The organism is Streptomyces sp. NPDC005485, from assembly GCF_040606085.1.
GTDB lineage: Bacteria > Actinomycetota > Actinomycetes > Streptomycetales > Streptomycetaceae > Streptomyces.
The window spans coordinates 1-14,541 of the sequence record NZ_JBEXDZ010000047.1 but is presented as its reverse complement, the minus strand read 5'-3'; the positions used below and the strand labels follow the sequence as shown (position 1 = coordinate 14,541).

The following is a 14,541-nucleotide window of genomic DNA, read 5'->3' as shown; positions in this document are numbered from 1 at the left end:
TGAGCTGTTGTCGTTTGCTGTTATGCAGCGGCGAGCTTCGCGGCCGAGTCCGCGTCGACGCAGGCCTGGATCACGGCATCGAGGTCACCGTCGAGCACTTGGTCCAAGTTGTACGCCTTGAAGCCGACGCGGTGGTCCGAGATGCGATTCTCCGGGAAGTTGTACGTACGGATCTTCTCGGAGCGGTCGACGGTGCGGACCTGGCTGCGGCGGGCGTCCGCGGCCTCCCGCTCCGCTTCCTCCTGCGCCGCCGCGAGGAGCCTGGAGCGCAGGATACGCATCGCCTGCTCCTTGTTCTGCAACTGGCTCTTCTCGTTCTGGCAGGAGGCGACGACTCCGGTGGGAATGTGCGTGATGCGCACCGCGGAGTCGGTGGTGTTGACGGACTGGCCGCCGGGCCCCGAGGAGCGGTAGACGTCGATGCGGAGGTCGTTCGCGTGGATCTCGACGTCGACCTCCTCGGCCTCGGGGGTCACGAGGACACCGGCCGCGGAGGTGTGGATGCGGCCCTGCGACTCGGTCGAGGGCACGCGCTGCACGCGGTGCACGCCGCCCTCGTACTTGAGGCGGGCCCAGACGCCCTGGCCGGGCTCGGTGGCGCCGTTTCCGCCCTTGGTCTTCACGGCGACCTGGACGTCCTTGTAGCCGCCGAGCTCGGACTCGGTGGCGTCGATGATCTCGGTCTTCCAGCCGACGCGCTCGGCGTAGCGCAGGTACATGCGCAGCAGGTCGCCGGCGAACAGGGCCGACTCGTCGCCGCCCGCGCCCGCCTTGACCTCCAGGATCACGTCCTTGTCGTCGCTGGGGTCGCGCGGGACGAGGAGCAGGCGAAGCTTCTCGGTGAGCTCCTCGCGCTGCTTGTCCAGCTCCTTGACCTCGGCGGCGAAGTCGGGGTCGTCGGCGGCGAACTCCTTCGCCGTCTCGACGTCCTCGCCCGTCTGCTTCCAGGAGCGGTACGTCGACACGATCGGGGTCAGCTCGGCGTAGCGCTTGTTGAGCTTGCGCGCGTTGGCCTGGTCGGCGTGGACCGACGGGTCAGCGAGCTTCTTCTCCAGGTCGGCGTGCTCGCCGATGAGTTCCTCGACCGCCTCGAACATCTCCGGCTCCAATGGGCTGTCCCCGGCGCCTGCGCGGGCCTTGGGACGTAGGTACTACGACGATTGGGGGGCTGCACCGCAAAGCGCCGGCCCCGGCGTCCCCGTGCCGGGGACGCCGAAGACCGGCGCTGTGGGCTCGCTACTTGTTGGCAGCGGCAGCCTTGCCGAAGCGGGCCTCGAAGCGGGCCACACGGCCACCGGTGTCGAGGATCTTCTGCTTGCCCGTGTAGAACGGGTGGCACTCGGAGCAGACCTCGGCGCGGACGGTGCCGCTGGAGATCGTGCTGCGGGTGGTGAACGACGCGCCACAGGTGCAGCTGACCTGCGTCTCGACGTACTCGGGGTGGATGTCGCGCTTCAAGGTGTCTCCTAGTTTCGGGAGGGCGCCGGGTCGCTGCCGCGGATTGCGGTGGCGTGAACCGGGGCCGACGTACCAGTCTGCCAGGACTGGCCGCATCCCCCAAAACCGAGGGGGCGGATGTTCTATTCCCGGCCACTCGGCAAGGGGCTGCGACCTCGGCCCGCAGCGCCTCAGGAGGCGCTGACGACGCCCTTCGCGTCACCGGTGGCCGTGCCCTTGGTGGCCGCCCGGGGGATCGCCCGGTCGTTCTTGAGAGCGTCCCAGACCAGCTGGGCCTTGGCCTTCTCGACGATCACGCGGTTGGGGTCCGCGGGGTCGTAGATGACCGGCATCGTGACCATGTTCATCTTCGACGAGCCGATGCCCTTGAGGCCGTTGGCGAAGGACGCCAGGTCCTTGACGGAGCCGAGGTCGGAGTCGGTGGTGACGGCCTGGGTCGCGGTGTCGGCGAGGTCCCACAGCTTCTTCGGGCTGGTCAGTACGCCGATGTCCTTGACCTGGTTGACCAGAGCCTTGATGAACGCCTGCTGCAGCTGGATGCGGCCGAGGTCGGAGCCGTCGCCGACACCGTGCCGGGTGCGGACCAGGCCGAGCGCCTGCTTGCCGTTGAGCGTGTGCGTGCCGGCCTTCAGGTTCAGGTGGCTGTCGGCGTCCTTGATGTTCTTGGTAGTGGTGATCGGCACACCGCCGAGGTCGTCGATGAGCTTCTGGAAGCCGGTGAAGTCCACCTCGACGTAGTGGTCCATGCGGATGTCGGTCATGGACTCGACGGTCTTCACCGCGCAGGCCGCGCCGCCGGTGGAGTACGCGGAGTTGAACATGACGCCCGACGCGGCCGCGTGCGAGGCGCCCTTGGTGTCGGTGCAGGCGGGGCGGTCGACGAGGGTGTCGCGGGGTATGGAGACCACGCTGGCCTTCTTGTGGCCCTCGTAGACGTGCACGATCATCGCGGTGTCCGAGCGGGCGCTGCCGTCGTCGGTGCCGCCGCCCAGCTTCTTGTTGTCGCCGGAGCGGGTGTCCGAGCCGAGCACGAGGATGTCCTCGGAGCCGTTGTCGACGTCCAGGGGCCGGTCGGTGCCGAGGGCCTGGTTGATGTCGACGCTCTTGATGTTGCCGTTGAGCTTGAAGTACAGGTATCCGACGCCGGTGCCGCCGAGCACGACGATGCCCGCGGCGGTCCAGGCCGTGATGAGCAGGGCCTTGCGGCGCGTGCTGCGGGTCTTGCGGCGACGGCCCTTGGCGCGGGGGCGCAGGGAGTTCGTGCCGGGCTCTCCCGGTGCACCGGTCCCTCCCGGTATGCCGGGCTCCGGCGTGCTCTCGGCGGCCATGTGCTCCTCAGTCCTCAGGTGAAGGTCGGTTACCCCCTGCTTTCAGGGTCAGGCCCGGTCTGTCGTGACATGGCGTACCGCTCCATGGTCACTCCGTACGGTCAGACGGGGAAACTCGGGAAAGGGTTGCACAACGCTCTGTGCCCACCGCGTGGGGCGATGGGCACAGAGCGTCACTGGCGAGTCGGGACAAACGCCGCTCACCTGCGATTTCAGCCGAAGATGTCGTACTGCTTGAAATCGGTACCGACCGAGATCCTTGTGGCGAAGATCTCGCTGGTGGCCTTGCCGGTGCCCGGGTACAGGTAGAGCGTGCCGCCGGGCGTGCGGGCCAGGAAGTCGGCCTTGCCGTCGCCGGTCACGTCACCGGGGGCGTCGAAGGCGTTGTAGCCGCCCCACTCGCGCACCTTGACGCGGCTGGAGAAGGCCGCGGAGCCGGACTTGCCGGTTCCCTTGTAGAGGTAGACGTAGGAGTTGCTCCTGCTGCGCGCGATCAGGTCGGTCTTGCCGTCGCCGGTGAAGTCGCCCTTGGCGCGCAGGGAGTTGTACTGGTTCCAGCCGGAGCCGACCTTGACGCGGGCGGAGAAGGAACCGGTGCCCTTGCCGGGGTAGATCCACAGGACGCCGGCGGAGTCGACCGAGAGCAGGTCGGGCAGTGTGTCGCCGGTGACGTCACCGGGGGCGACGATCCGGGTGCGGGTGGTCCAGTCGTCGAAGATCTGCTTGGTGGACCAGGAGCCGCTGGAGCTCACCCAGTGCATCCAGTAGACGCCGCCCGCGGAGCTGTCGCGGACCACGAAGTCCTGGAAACCGTCCCGGTTGAGGTCGGTCTGCAGCACGACGTTGACGCCGTCCCAGTCGCCCCACGACTCGCGCGCCGCGAACGAGGTGCCCTTGGAGTCCTTCTCGAAGCCCTCCTTGGAGGAGGCGTTGCGCACCCACAGGTCGGCCTTGTGGTCGCCGTCCAGGTTGGCGTCGTCGACGCGCGGGGAGGCGACGCCTACGTAGGTGCTGACCTTCGAGAAGACGCTGTACGCGCCCTTGGTGACGCAGTTCTTCACGCCCCAGGAGACAACGCCGACGATTCGGTCCTTGACGATGAGCGGGCCGCCCGAGTCGCCGTTGCACGCCGTGGTGGTGCCGGTGTCGCTGCCGGTCGCCGGGGTGCCCGCGCAGACCATGTGGCCCTTGATGAAGTCGCTGCCGTAGGCGCCGGTGCAGGTGCTGTCCGACTGGATCGGCAGCGTGGCCGTCTTCAGCGTCTCGGCGCTGTCCTGGTTGGTGGAGCTGATGCGGCCCCAGCCGTAGAGCGTTCCCTTGGTGCCGGTGGCGTACGACGTGGTGTCGCCCGACGTCGTCATCCTGATCGGCTTCGCCGTGACCGGGGCCGCCAGCGTGAGGACCGCGATGTCGTTGTTGAACGTCGTCGAGCCGTACGAGGGGTGGTTCCACTGGCGCCGGACACCGGTGAGGGTGCCGCCGTGCAGGTTCCCGTCCTCGCCCAGAAGCTGTGAAGTGCCGGTCAGGACAGCCCCGTTGGCGCTCCAGTCGTAGCCCTTGACACAGTGCGCGGCAGTGAGGATCTTCGTCGGCGACACAACGGAACCACCGCAGAAGAAGCCGCGGTCGTCGCTGTCGTCGTCGGGGGTGCCCCGGTCGTCGTAGTACCAGAGCTGGGCCATCCACGGCGCCGTGGAGATGGTGGTCTCGGTGCCGCCGATGATCTTCGGGTCGATGTTCGACTCCGTCGTACCGGCGCTCAGGGTCGACTTCCGGGTCGTCTCGCCCGCCGTGCCGTCACTGGCGACGGCGCCCAGGGCCCGTTGCTTCAGCTCGGCGAACGTGGGCGAGGAGACGGCCGGCTTGACCGTCGGTGTCGGCAGCGCGGTCGCCGCGTTCGCGGACGACATCAGCAGCGCGGTGGCGACGGCGGCGGCCAGTCCGGCGGCCGCGACCGGGACGGCGATACGGATGCGGCGTCTGTGCCGACCGCCCCCGGACATGGGTGTATCCACGAAAGTCCCCCCTCAGAGACCGAAGTTCGAAGGGCGCGATCGTACACCTGTCCCGACATGCACAAAGGGCCGCCTCCGTCACGTGAGACACGCGAGGGAGGCGGCCCTTCAGGGCTGCTTTTGACGTCAGTCGTTGCCGTTGCCCGGCGACGGCGTCGTCTTCTGGATCTGCAGAAGGAACTCGCCGTTCGACTTCGTCTGCTTCATCTTGTCGAGGAGCAGTTCGATCGCCTGCTGCTGGTCGAGCGCGTGCAGCACGCGGCGCAGCTTCCAGGTGACGGCGAGCTCGTCGCTGCCGAGCAGGATCTCTTCCTTACGCGTACCGGACGCGTCGACGTCCACCGCCGGGAAGATGCGCTTGTCGGCGAGCTTCCGGTCGAGCTTGAGCTCGGCGTTGCCGGTGCCCTTGAACTCCTCGAAGATGACCTCGTCCATGCGCGAGCCGGTGTCGACGAGCGCGGTGGCCAGGATGGTCAGCGAGCCGCCGTCCTCGATGTTGCGCGCGGCACCGAAGAAGCGCTTCGGCGGGTAGAGCGCGGTCGAGTCGACACCACCGGACAGGATGCGGCCGGAGGCCGGGGCGGCGAGGTTGTACGCACGGCCCAGACGCGTGATCGAGTCGAGCAGCACGACCACGTCGTGGCCCAGCTCCACCAGACGCTTGGCACGCTCGATGGCGAGCTCGGCGACCGTGGTGTGGTCCTCGGCGGGGCGGTCGAAGGTCGAGGAGATGACCTCGCCCTTCACCGACCGCTGCATGTCGGTGACCTCTTCCGGACGCTCGTCGACCAGGACGACCATCAGGTGGCACTCGGGGTTGTTGTGCGTGATCGCGTTGGCGATCGCCTGCATGATCATGGTCTTGCCGGTCTTCGGCGGGGCCACGATCAGACCGCGCTGGCCCTTTCCGATCGGCGCGACGAGGTCGATGATGCGGGTCGTCAGCACGCCCGGGTCGGTCTCCAGACGGAGCCGGTCCTGCGGGTAAAGGGGCGTCAGCTTGTTGAACTCCGGTCGCCCGCGCCCTGAGTCGGCCGCCATGCCGTTGGAAGAGTCCAGGCGGACAAGCGCGTTGAACTTCTCGCGACGCTCGCCGTCCTTGGGCTGGCGCACCGCACCGGTGACGTGGTCACCCTTGCGCAGACCGTTCTTGCGGACCTGGGCGAGGGAGACGTACACGTCGTTCGGGCCCGGGAGGTAGCCGGACGTACGAATGAACGCGTAGTTGTCGAGGATGTCGAGGATGCCCGCGACGGGGATCAGGACGTCGTCCTCGTTGACCTGCGGCTCGGCGATCTCGTCGCGGCCACGGCCACTGCGGCCACGGCGGTCGCGGTAGCGGCCGCGACGGCCACGGCGTCCGTCACCGAACTCGTCGTCGTCCTGCGGGCCGTTGTCGCGCTGGCGGTCCTGGCGGTCCTGACGACCGCCGCCCTGCTGCTGACGGTCCTGGCGCTCCTGGCGCTGCTGCTGGCCGGCACCCTGGCCGCCCTGCTGCTGCTCGTCGCCCTTGCCCCGGCGGTCGCGGTCACGTCCACCGCGGTCACGGTCCCGGTCGCGGCGGTCACGGCGGCCCTGACGACCGTCGGCGCCGTCACCGGCGTCGGCCTTGGCCTCGGCGGCCGGGGTCTCGGCCTTCGGCTCGCTCTTCGCCTCGGCGACGACCGTCTCCGGGCTGCCCGCGTCGGCGGTGGCCCTGCGGCGGCGGCGCTCGCCCGCGGGGGCGTCGTCTCCCGCACGCTCGGCGTCGCTCGCACGGGAGGGGCCACCGGCCGGCTGGCCGGGGATCTCGATCTGCTGCTGCGCCACGGCCTTCTCGGCGGCCTGCTCGGCCTTCTTCGCGGCCGGCGCGGCGTCGTCGCCCGTACGGGCCTTGGAGGTGGCCCGGCGCTTCGGCTTGGCCTCAGCGGCATCGGCGCTCTTCGCCGGCGCACCGCCTCCGGCCTGCGCCTCCTTGATGACCTCGATCAGCTGGCTCTTGCGCATCCGCGCGGTGCCCCTGATACCGAGGCCGGACGCGACCTGCTGAAGCTCGGCCAGCACCATGCCGTCAAGGCCGGTACCGCGGCGCCGCCGGGAGCCGGCACCGGAGGCAGGCGCGGCAGAGGCGTCCGTGGCGGGCGCGGCTGCGGTCTCCTCGACACGCGCGCCCATCAGATCGGTGGTGTCGCTCACGAAGGGTCCTTCCCTGGAGCGGACGTCGGCCTGTCTGGCTCGGCGACCGGTTGTGCTGTCCGGCTTTGGCCCTTGCTGTGTGGACCATGCCGGGGCGGTGGTCCGCCAAAGCGGCGGAAGACTTGTCTGGTGATGACGATTCCCGGAGCCGTGGCACTGAGGTTCTGTGTCATCGGCAGGGTCACGCCGGCTTCCGGAGCGTGCTCAGCACCGCTCAGCGCGTAGCACGCCATGCATGGCACAAAGCAGTTTGGGAGGCTCCCGGAAGAATGGTTGTCCCGGACGGGGACGTGAAGCACCTCGCCATGGTGGGGTCGGGTGCAGACTTGAGGTTAACACTACCGGATCCAACAAACATTCCCCCTCTCCAAATCCGGCAACCGTGCGTGTTCAGTCGAGCCCTGAAGGGGCCAGCGGCAGCACGCACGCCCCCGATTCGTCGAGGCCAAGGCGGTTGGCCGCCCAGCCCTCACCTGCGAGGCGTGCGACCTTGTCGGCCGATGCCTCGTCGGCCAGCGCGAGGACCGTGGGGCCCGCGCCGGAGATCACTGCGGGGATGCCGTCGGCGCGCAGCCGCTCCACCAGTGCCGTGCTCTCCGGCATGGCCGGGGCGCGGTACTCCTGGTGCAGCCGGTCCTCGGTGGCGGGCAGCAGCAGCTCGGGGCGCCTGGTCAGGGCCTCGACGAGCAGGGCCGCGCGGCCCGCGTTGGTGGCGGCGTCGACGTGCGGGACGGTACGTGGCAGCAGGCCGCGGGCGGTCTCGGTGAGGACCGGCTTGCCCGGTACGAAAACCACCGGAACGATGGAATCGGCGGGGTCCATCCTGATCGCCCGTGCGGCGCCGGCCTCCATCCAGGAGAGCGTGAAACCGCCGAGCAGACACGCCGCGACGTTGTCGGGGTGTCCCTCGATCTCGGTGGCGAGCTCCAGCAACGCTGTGTCGTCGAGCTTGCTGTCGCCACCTATGGTGACGGCGCGTGCGGCGACGATGCCGGCGCAGATGGCGGCCGACGAGGAGCCGAGGCCGCGGCCGTGCGGGATGCGGTTGGCGCAGACGATCTCAAGGCCGCGCGGCTGTCCGCCCAGCAGGTCGAAGGCGGTGCGCAGGGAGCGTACGAGGAGGTGACTCTCGTCGCGCGGCAGCGTCTCGCTGCCCTCACCTGCGATGTCGATGTGCAGCCCGGAGTCGGCCACCCGGACGACCACGTCGTCGTACAGCCCCAGGGACAGGCCGAAGGCGTCGAAGCCGGGCCCGAGGTTGGCGCTGGTGGCGGGGACGCGCACCCGGACGGCGGCGGCACGGAAAGCGGGACCGGCCATCGCTCGATGACTCTCCTTGAGCTGCGAGATGTTCGAAGTCGAGCTTCTTTGAGGACTGAACTTCTCTGGGACTGAACTGAGAACCGAAGGACTTTGAAAGCTGGAGGACTGTGAGAGCTGGAGGACTGAAGTGAAGTGCGCTGCGTACGGCAGGACCCGGAGGCCGCAACTACGGCGGCACCGCGGCATATGCGGCGGGCGGGTTCGGTACAGCCTATCGAAGGAAGGTTCCGTGGCGACATAGGGCGCACAGGAGGCGCACGATGCGTGTCGTAAGCCCCCTGTGCACCCCCCGTACTCAGCGTCTACGCGAGACCGAGGCTCCGAGCGGCGGTTACCGCGTCCACCGGAACCGTAACGGGCTGCGGAGCGCCCGCGACGGCCCAGTCGGGATCCTTGAGTCCGTTTCCAGTGACCGTGCAGACGATCCTCTGCCCGGGGTCGACCTTGCCCTGCTCGGCGGCCTTCAGCAGACCGGCGACCGACGCGGCGGAGGCGGGCTCGACGAAGACGCCCTCCTGGGCCGCCAACAGGCGGTAGGCGCGCAGGATCTCACGGTCCGTCACCTCGTCGATGAAGCCGCCCGACTCCTCCCGCGCGTCCAGCGCGTACTGCCACGAGGCCGGGTTGCCGATGCGGATCGCGGTGGCGATGGTCGAGGGGTCCTTGACGATCTCGCCGCGCACGATGGGCGCGGAGCCGGAGGCCTGGAAGCCCCACATGCGCGGCGTCCTCGCGGCGATGCCGTCGGCGGCGTACTCCTTGTAGCCCTTCCAGTACGCGGTGATGTTGCCCGCGTTGCCCACCGGGAGGACGTGGATGTCGGGCGCGTCGCCGAGCATGTCGACGATCTCGAACGCGGCGGTCTTCTGGCCCTCGATGCGCACCGGGTTGACCGAATTGACCAGCGCCACCGGGTAGTTGTCGGAGAGCTGGCGCGCCAGCGTCAGACAGTCGTCGAAGTTGCCGTCGACCTGGAGGATCTTCGCGCCGTGGATGAGCGCCTGTCCCATCTTGCCGAGCGCGATCTTGCCCTGCGGGACGAGAACGGCGGACACCATCCCGGCCCGTACGGCGTAGGCGGCCGCGGAGGCGGAGGTGTTGCCGGTGGAGGCGCAGATGACGGCCTTCGCTCCCTCCTCCTTCGCCCGCGTGATGGCCATGGTCATGCCGCGGTCCTTGAAGGACCCGGTGGGGTTGGCGCCCTCCACCTTGAGGTGGACCTCGCAGCCGGTGCGCTCGGAGAGCAGCTGCGCGGGCACGAGCGGCGTACCGCCCTCGCGGAGCGTCACGACGGGCGTGCTGTCGGAGACGGGCAGCCGGTCCCGGTACTCCTCGATGATTCCGCGCCATTGGTGGGTCATTGCTGGTTACTCTCCTTCAACCCGCATGATGCTCGCGACACCCCGCACGGTGTCGAGGCTGCGCAGCGCCTCCACCGTCCCGCCCAGGGACGCGTCGGACGCTCGATGGGTGACGACGACGAGAGAGGCCTCGCCGTCCTTTCCCTGCTGACGCACGGTATCGATAGACACACCGTGCTCCGCGAAGACGGTGGCCACCTGGGCGAGAACACCCGGTTTGTCGGCCACGTCGAGGCTGATGTGGTAGCGCGTGACGACCTCGCCCATGGGGGACACGGGCAGCTGGGTGTACGCGGAGTCGCCGGGGCCGGTCGCGCCGCCGATCTTGTTGCGGCAGACGGCGACGAGGTCGCCGAGGACGGCCGAGGCGGTCGGGGCGCCGCCCGCGCCGGGGCCGTAGAACATGAGCTGCCCGGCCGCGTCGGACTCCACGAAGACGGCGTTGTACGCGCCGCGCACGGAGGCCAGCGGGTGGCTGAGCGGGATCATCGCCGGATGCACGCGCGCGGTGACGGACTCACCGTCGGCGGCCCGCTCGCAGATGGCGAGCAGCTTGATGGTGCAGCCCATGTTCTTCGCGGAGGCGAAGTCGGCGGCGGTCACCTCGGTCATGCCCTCGCGGTACACGTCGTCGAGGCGTACGCGCGTGTGGAAGGCGATTCCGGCGAGGATCGCGGCCTTGGCGGCGGCGTCGAAGCCCTCGACGTCGGCGGTCGGGTCGGCCTCCGCGTACCCGAGCGCGGTGGCCTCGTCGAGCGCCTCCTGGTACCCGGCGCCGGTGGAGTCCATCTTGTCGAGGATGAAGTTGGTGGTGCCGTTGACGATGCCGAGCACGCGGTTGACCTTGTCGCCGGCGAGGGACTCGCGCAGCGGCCGGATCAGCGGGATGGCGCCGGCGACCGCGGCCTCGTAGTACAGGTCCCGCTTGTGCTCCTCGGCGAGGGCGTGCAGCGCGGCGCCGTCCTGGGCCAGCAGCGCCTTGTTCGCGGAGACGACGGAGGCGCCGTGCTCGAAGGCGGTGGTGATCAGCGACCGGGCGGGCTCGATACCGCCGATGACCTCGACGACCACGTCGATGTCGCCGCGTTTGACGAGGGCGGTGGCGTCGGTGGTGACGAGGTCCGGGTCGATGCCCGCACGGACCTTGGAGGGCCGCCGGACGGCCACGCCCGCGAGCTCGACGGGCGCGCCGATCCGGGCCGCGAGGTCGTCGGCGTGCGTCGTCATGATGCGCGCCACCTCTGAGCCGACAACCCCACAGCCCAGCAGCGCCACCTTCAGCGGACGCGTACGCATCATCCGACCTCGTTTCCTCATACCGTCACGGTTGGTCCAGTCTCACTCACCGGACGAGAGTTTTTACCCTACGTCCGGATTGTGAGACGTCTATTTCATTTTTCGTGAGGCGGAAGACAGGAGATCTTCCGCCTCCGGTCGTCCGCGCTCGTACGTCAGCCGACGTCCAGGCGGAGCAGGTCCTCCTCCGTCTCGCGGCGGACGATGACACGGGCCTCGCCGTTGTTCACGGCGACGACCGGCGGACGCAGTGCGTGGTTGTAGTTGCTGGCCATCGAGCGGCAGTACGCGCCGGTCGCCGGGACCGCGATGAGGTCACCGGGAGCCAGGTCGGAGGGCAGGAACGCGTCCCGCACCACGATGTCGCCGCTCTCGCAGTGCTTGCCGACGACGCGGACGAGCATCGGCTCGGCGTCACTCGTGCGGGACACCAGGGAGACGCTGTACTCGGCGTCGTAGAGCGCCGTGCGGATGTTGTCGGACATCCCGCCGTCGACGGAGACGTAGGTGCGCAGCCCGTCGAGGGGCTTGATGGTGCCGACCTCGTAGAGCGTGAAGGCGGTGGGACCCACGATGGCGCGCCCGGGCTCGACGGAGATGCGGGGCGTGCGCAGCCTGGCGGCCTCGCACTCCCTCGTCACGATCTCGCCGAGCGCCTTGGCGATCTCGTGCGGCTCGCTCGGGTCGTCCTCGCTGGTGTACGCGATGCCGAGGCCGCCACCGAGGTCGATCTCGGGCAGTTCGACGCCGTGCTCGTCGCGCACCTCGGCGAGGAGCTTCACCACCCGCCGCGCGGCGACCTCGAAACCGGCCATGTCGAAGATCTGCGACCCGATGTGCGAGTGGATCCCGACGACCTCGAGCCCGTCGAGGGCGAGCGCGCGCCGTACGGCCTCGGCGGCCTGTCCGTCGGCGAGCGCGATCCCGAACTTCTGGTCCTCGTGCGCGGTGGCGATGAACTCGTGCGTGTGCGCCTCGACGCCGACGGTGACCCGGATCTGCACGCGCTGCCGCTTGCCGAGCGACTGGGCGATGTGCGCGACCCGCACGATCTCCTGGAAGGAGTCGAGCACGATGCGCCCGACGCCGACGGTGACAGCCGTCCGGATTTCCTCTTCGGACTTGTTGTTGCCGTGGAAGGCGATGCGGTCGACGGGCATGCCCGCCGACAAGGCGGTGGCGAGCTCGCCGCCCGAGCAGACGTCGAGGTTGAGCCCTTCCTCGTGCAGCCACCGCACGACGGCACGCGACAGGAACGCCTTCCCGGCGTAGAAGACGTCGGCGTCGTGCCCGAAGGCCGTGCGCCAGGCACGCGCCCGGGAGCGGAAGTCCGCCTCGTCCATGAAGTAGGCGGGCGTGCCGTACTCCTCGGCGAGGTCCTTCACGTCGATCCCGCCGATGCTGACGGACCCCTCGGGCGTACGGGTGACGGTGTGCGCCCAGACCTTCGGGTCCAGGGCGTTGAGGTCGGCCGGCGGGGCGGTGTAGTGCCCCTCGGGCAGGACATCGGCGTGACGGGGCCCGGCGGGGTGTGCGGAACGGCTCATGTCATCTGGGCTTTCTGCTGTTTCTACTTGTGTCAGAGGTAGTCGGGTGCGCTGATGCCGAGCAGGGACAGGCCGCCGGCCAGCACCGTCCCGGCGGCTTCGGCGAGCGCGAGCCGGGCGCGGTGGGCGGCCGAGGGTTTCTCGTCGCCGAGCGGCAGCACGGTGTACTGGAAGGCGAGCAGCGCGTCGGCGGTGGTGACGAGGTGCCGGGCGAGCCGGTCGGGGGCACGGTGCGCCGCGGCGGCGGCAAGGGCTTGGGGGTACCCGGCGAGCGCGGCGAGGAGGTCTTCCGTGCCGGGTACGTCGCGGGGTACGTCGTCGGGGCCGCTGTCGAAGCCGAGGCGGGCGGCGCCCCGGCTCAGGGCCCGGGCGCGGGCGCGGGCGTAACGCACCCGGAAGAGAGGGTTGCTCTCGCGCTGGACGAGGTGGTCGGCGCTGATCCGAGGCCGGTCGTGGGCGGCGGGGTGCAGCAGCGCCCAACGGGAGGCATCCGGGCCGAGCGGCGCGGGGTCCTCGGCCGCGGGAACCGGCCGCAGGTCCACGGGCTCCCCCGGCCTCGCGTGCTCGACCTCGACGCGACCGCCCTGGACGGCGAGGACCCGCACGAGGACGTCGGCGACGACCTCGGCACGGACGTCGTAGGGGATACGGAGTACGACGACCTGCCCGTCGAGGGCGTCACCGCGGCCGTACTCCCCCGCACGGATCGCATGCACGAGCGGGGCGGCGACCCCCTGGAGCCGGATGTTGAGGAAACCGGGCCCGGTGATCTCGACGCCGGCGACACCGTCCGTACCGCTGATGTGCGGCCGCAGGATCTCCGCGACCTGCAGCGGGGGTCGCCCGGCGGGCCTGGCGAGCTGCAACGCGATGTTGGTGGCGTAGTCCCCACACCCACCCGCCCCCGGAGGAGCCACCACGACCCGCGCAGGCACGGCCACCTCCAGCTCCCCCGCGTCGACAGCACGACGCACCGCGCGCAGCACGGTACGGGAGAGCTCGACGGGGGTCACGGGACAAGCGTAGGGGAGGAGGGGGGTGGGTAGGCGAGCCGGTTTCGCGAGGGTCCGGGATGTGGACGGGTTGCTGGCCGGGGGCCTTGGGGGAGGGGGGTCGGCGGCACCCTTGGCGCAAGGGGGAACCGTCGGCGCCTCGACAGGAACAGGGGACACGAGGAGAGAGGTGGCCGGGGGGGTCAGTGACCGGCGCGGCCGGCGTGTTCGGTGGGGGTGGGGTGTTCGGCGCGGGCGGGGTGGTCGTTGATATCGGCGTGGTCGGGGCGGTCGGCACGCTCGGTGCGGTCGTTACGGCCGGCACGGTCGGGGCGGTCGGGGCGGTCGGCACGCTCGGTGCGGTCGTTACGGCCGGCACGGTCGGGGCGGTCGGGGCGGTCGGTCTCGCTTGCACCGAAGGGTCCGGGTCCGGGTCCGTGTCCGTGTCCGGCTCCCGCTGCCGTTCCGGTTCCGACTCCGGCTCCGTCGAACGGCGATCCGGCGGCACTGCCGCCCTCGCCACCTCCAGATCCCCGCCGCTCCACCAACTGCCGTACGAGCCGCACGAGTTCGGAAGGTTCGAAGGGCTTGGCGAGAAACGCGTCGACGCCGACGTCGAGCCCGCTCTCGACCTCGTACTGCGTACAGGCACTCACGATGGCGAGCGGCAGATTCCGCGTCCGCGGATCGGCCCGGAGCCGGGCGGCGGTGCGCAGCCCGTCCAGCCGCGGCATCACCACGTCCAGCGTCACGACATCGGGCCGCACCTGATGCACGACGTCGAGACATTCGACACCGTCAGCCGCGGTCACGACCTCGAAACCCTCCAGTTCGAGGTTGACCCTGATCAGCTGCCGGATGACCTTGTTGTCGTCCACAACAAGCACCCGACCGGACACGCCTGGCACAACTCGAGAGTAGGTCCGCACCCACCACCGCGTCCGGGTTTTCCGGACTTCTGCGTGGGGTGGGGGTGGGGCGGGGGGAACACGGGGGCAGCGCGGGGGTGGGAGTCGCTGGGGGGGGGGGGGGGGGGTGGGCGGGGT

The 14,541-nt window shown here is 69.9% G+C and carries 10 protein-coding genes and 1 pseudogene; all 11 read right to left on the bottom strand.

Annotated elements, in window-relative coordinates:
- Positions 1-20: 20 nt before the first annotated feature.
- On the bottom strand, positions 21-1,097 hold the full coding sequence (prfA, locus tag ABZS97_RS17970; RefSeq protein ID WP_356138843.1) for a peptide chain release factor 1: 1,077 nt from the start codon (positions 1,095-1,097) through the stop codon (positions 21-23).
- A gap of 139 nt (positions 1,098-1,236) precedes the next feature.
- The gene (rpmE, locus tag ABZS97_RS17965; protein ID WP_100595864.1) at positions 1,237-1,458 is read right to left on the bottom strand and encodes a 50S ribosomal protein L31; all 222 of its coding nucleotides are present in this window, start codon (positions 1,456-1,458) and stop codon (positions 1,237-1,239) included.
- Positions 1,459-1,628: 170 nt separating this feature from the next.
- Positions 1,629-2,786 (bottom strand): LCP family protein, encoded by a 1,158-nt coding sequence (locus tag ABZS97_RS17960; RefSeq protein ID WP_356138841.1) that lies wholly within the window; start codon positions 2,784-2,786, stop codon positions 1,629-1,631.
- 212 nt (positions 2,787-2,998) lie between these two features.
- Entirely contained in the window at positions 2,999-4,789 is a 1,791-nt protein-coding gene (locus ABZS97_RS17955) for a trypsin-like serine protease (RefSeq protein ID WP_356138932.1), read from the bottom strand.
- Between the two features lie 138 nt (positions 4,790-4,927).
- Positions 4,928-6,976 carry a transcription termination factor Rho gene (gene rho, locus ABZS97_RS17950; RefSeq protein ID WP_356138839.1) on the bottom strand — a complete coding sequence of 683 codons (2,049 nt, stop codon included), beginning with the start codon at positions 6,974-6,976 and terminating at the stop codon, positions 4,928-4,930.
- Positions 6,977-7,366: 390 nt separating this feature from the next.
- Complete coding sequence (gene thrB / locus ABZS97_RS17945) at positions 7,367-8,296, bottom strand: homoserine kinase (RefSeq protein WP_356138837.1); 930 nt, start codon at positions 8,294-8,296, stop codon at positions 7,367-7,369.
- Between the two features lie 305 nt (positions 8,297-8,601).
- Complete coding sequence (gene thrC, locus ABZS97_RS17940; RefSeq protein WP_356138836.1) at positions 8,602-9,660, bottom strand: threonine synthase; 1,059 nt, start codon at positions 9,658-9,660, stop codon at positions 8,602-8,604.
- 6 nt (positions 9,661-9,666) lie between these two features.
- Positions 9,667-10,956, bottom strand: a complete 1,290-nt coding sequence (locus tag ABZS97_RS17935) for a homoserine dehydrogenase (protein WP_356138930.1) — start codon at positions 10,954-10,956, stop codon at positions 9,667-9,669.
- Between the two features lie 155 nt (positions 10,957-11,111).
- Positions 11,112-12,503, bottom strand: a complete 1,392-nt coding sequence (lysA, locus tag ABZS97_RS17930; protein WP_356138834.1) for a diaminopimelate decarboxylase — start codon at positions 12,501-12,503, stop codon at positions 11,112-11,114.
- 32 nt (positions 12,504-12,535) lie between these two features.
- Positions 12,536-13,516 (bottom strand): ArgS-related anticodon-binding protein NrtL, encoded by a 981-nt coding sequence (gene nrtL, locus ABZS97_RS17925; protein WP_356138832.1) that lies wholly within the window; start codon positions 13,514-13,516, stop codon positions 12,536-12,538.
- 509 nt (positions 13,517-14,025) lie between these two features.
- A pseudogene (locus ABZS97_RS17920) lies at positions 14,026-14,424 on the bottom strand (response regulator); the annotation flags it as partial.
- Between the last annotated feature and the right edge of the window lie 117 nt (positions 14,425-14,541).

What these genes read in the sequence shown, in the direction of transcription:
- thrC (WP_356138836.1), bottom strand. Translation starts at nt 9,660, where the DNA reads ATGACCCACCAATGGCGCGGAATCATCGAGGAGTACCGGGACCGGCTG.
- ABZS97_RS17955 (WP_356138932.1), bottom strand. Translation starts at nt 4,789, where the DNA reads ATGTCCGGGGGCGGTCGGCACAGACGCCGCATCCGTATCGCCGTCCCG.
- prfA (WP_356138843.1), bottom strand. Translation starts at nt 1,097, where the DNA reads ATGTTCGAGGCGGTCGAGGAACTCATCGGCGAGCACGCCGACCTGGAG.
- ABZS97_RS17960 (WP_356138841.1), bottom strand. Translation starts at nt 2,786, where the DNA reads ATGGCCGCCGAGAGCACGCCGGAGCCCGGCATACCGGGAGGGACCGGT.
- ABZS97_RS17935 (WP_356138930.1), bottom strand. Translation starts at nt 10,956, where the DNA reads ATGCGTACGCGTCCGCTGAAGGTGGCGCTGCTGGGCTGTGGGGTTGTC.
- lysA (WP_356138834.1), bottom strand. Translation starts at nt 12,503, where the DNA reads ATGAGCCGTTCCGCACACCCCGCCGGGCCCCGTCACGCCGATGTCCTG.
- thrB (WP_356138837.1), bottom strand. Translation starts at nt 8,296, where the DNA reads ATGGCCGGTCCCGCTTTCCGTGCCGCCGCCGTCCGGGTGCGCGTCCCC.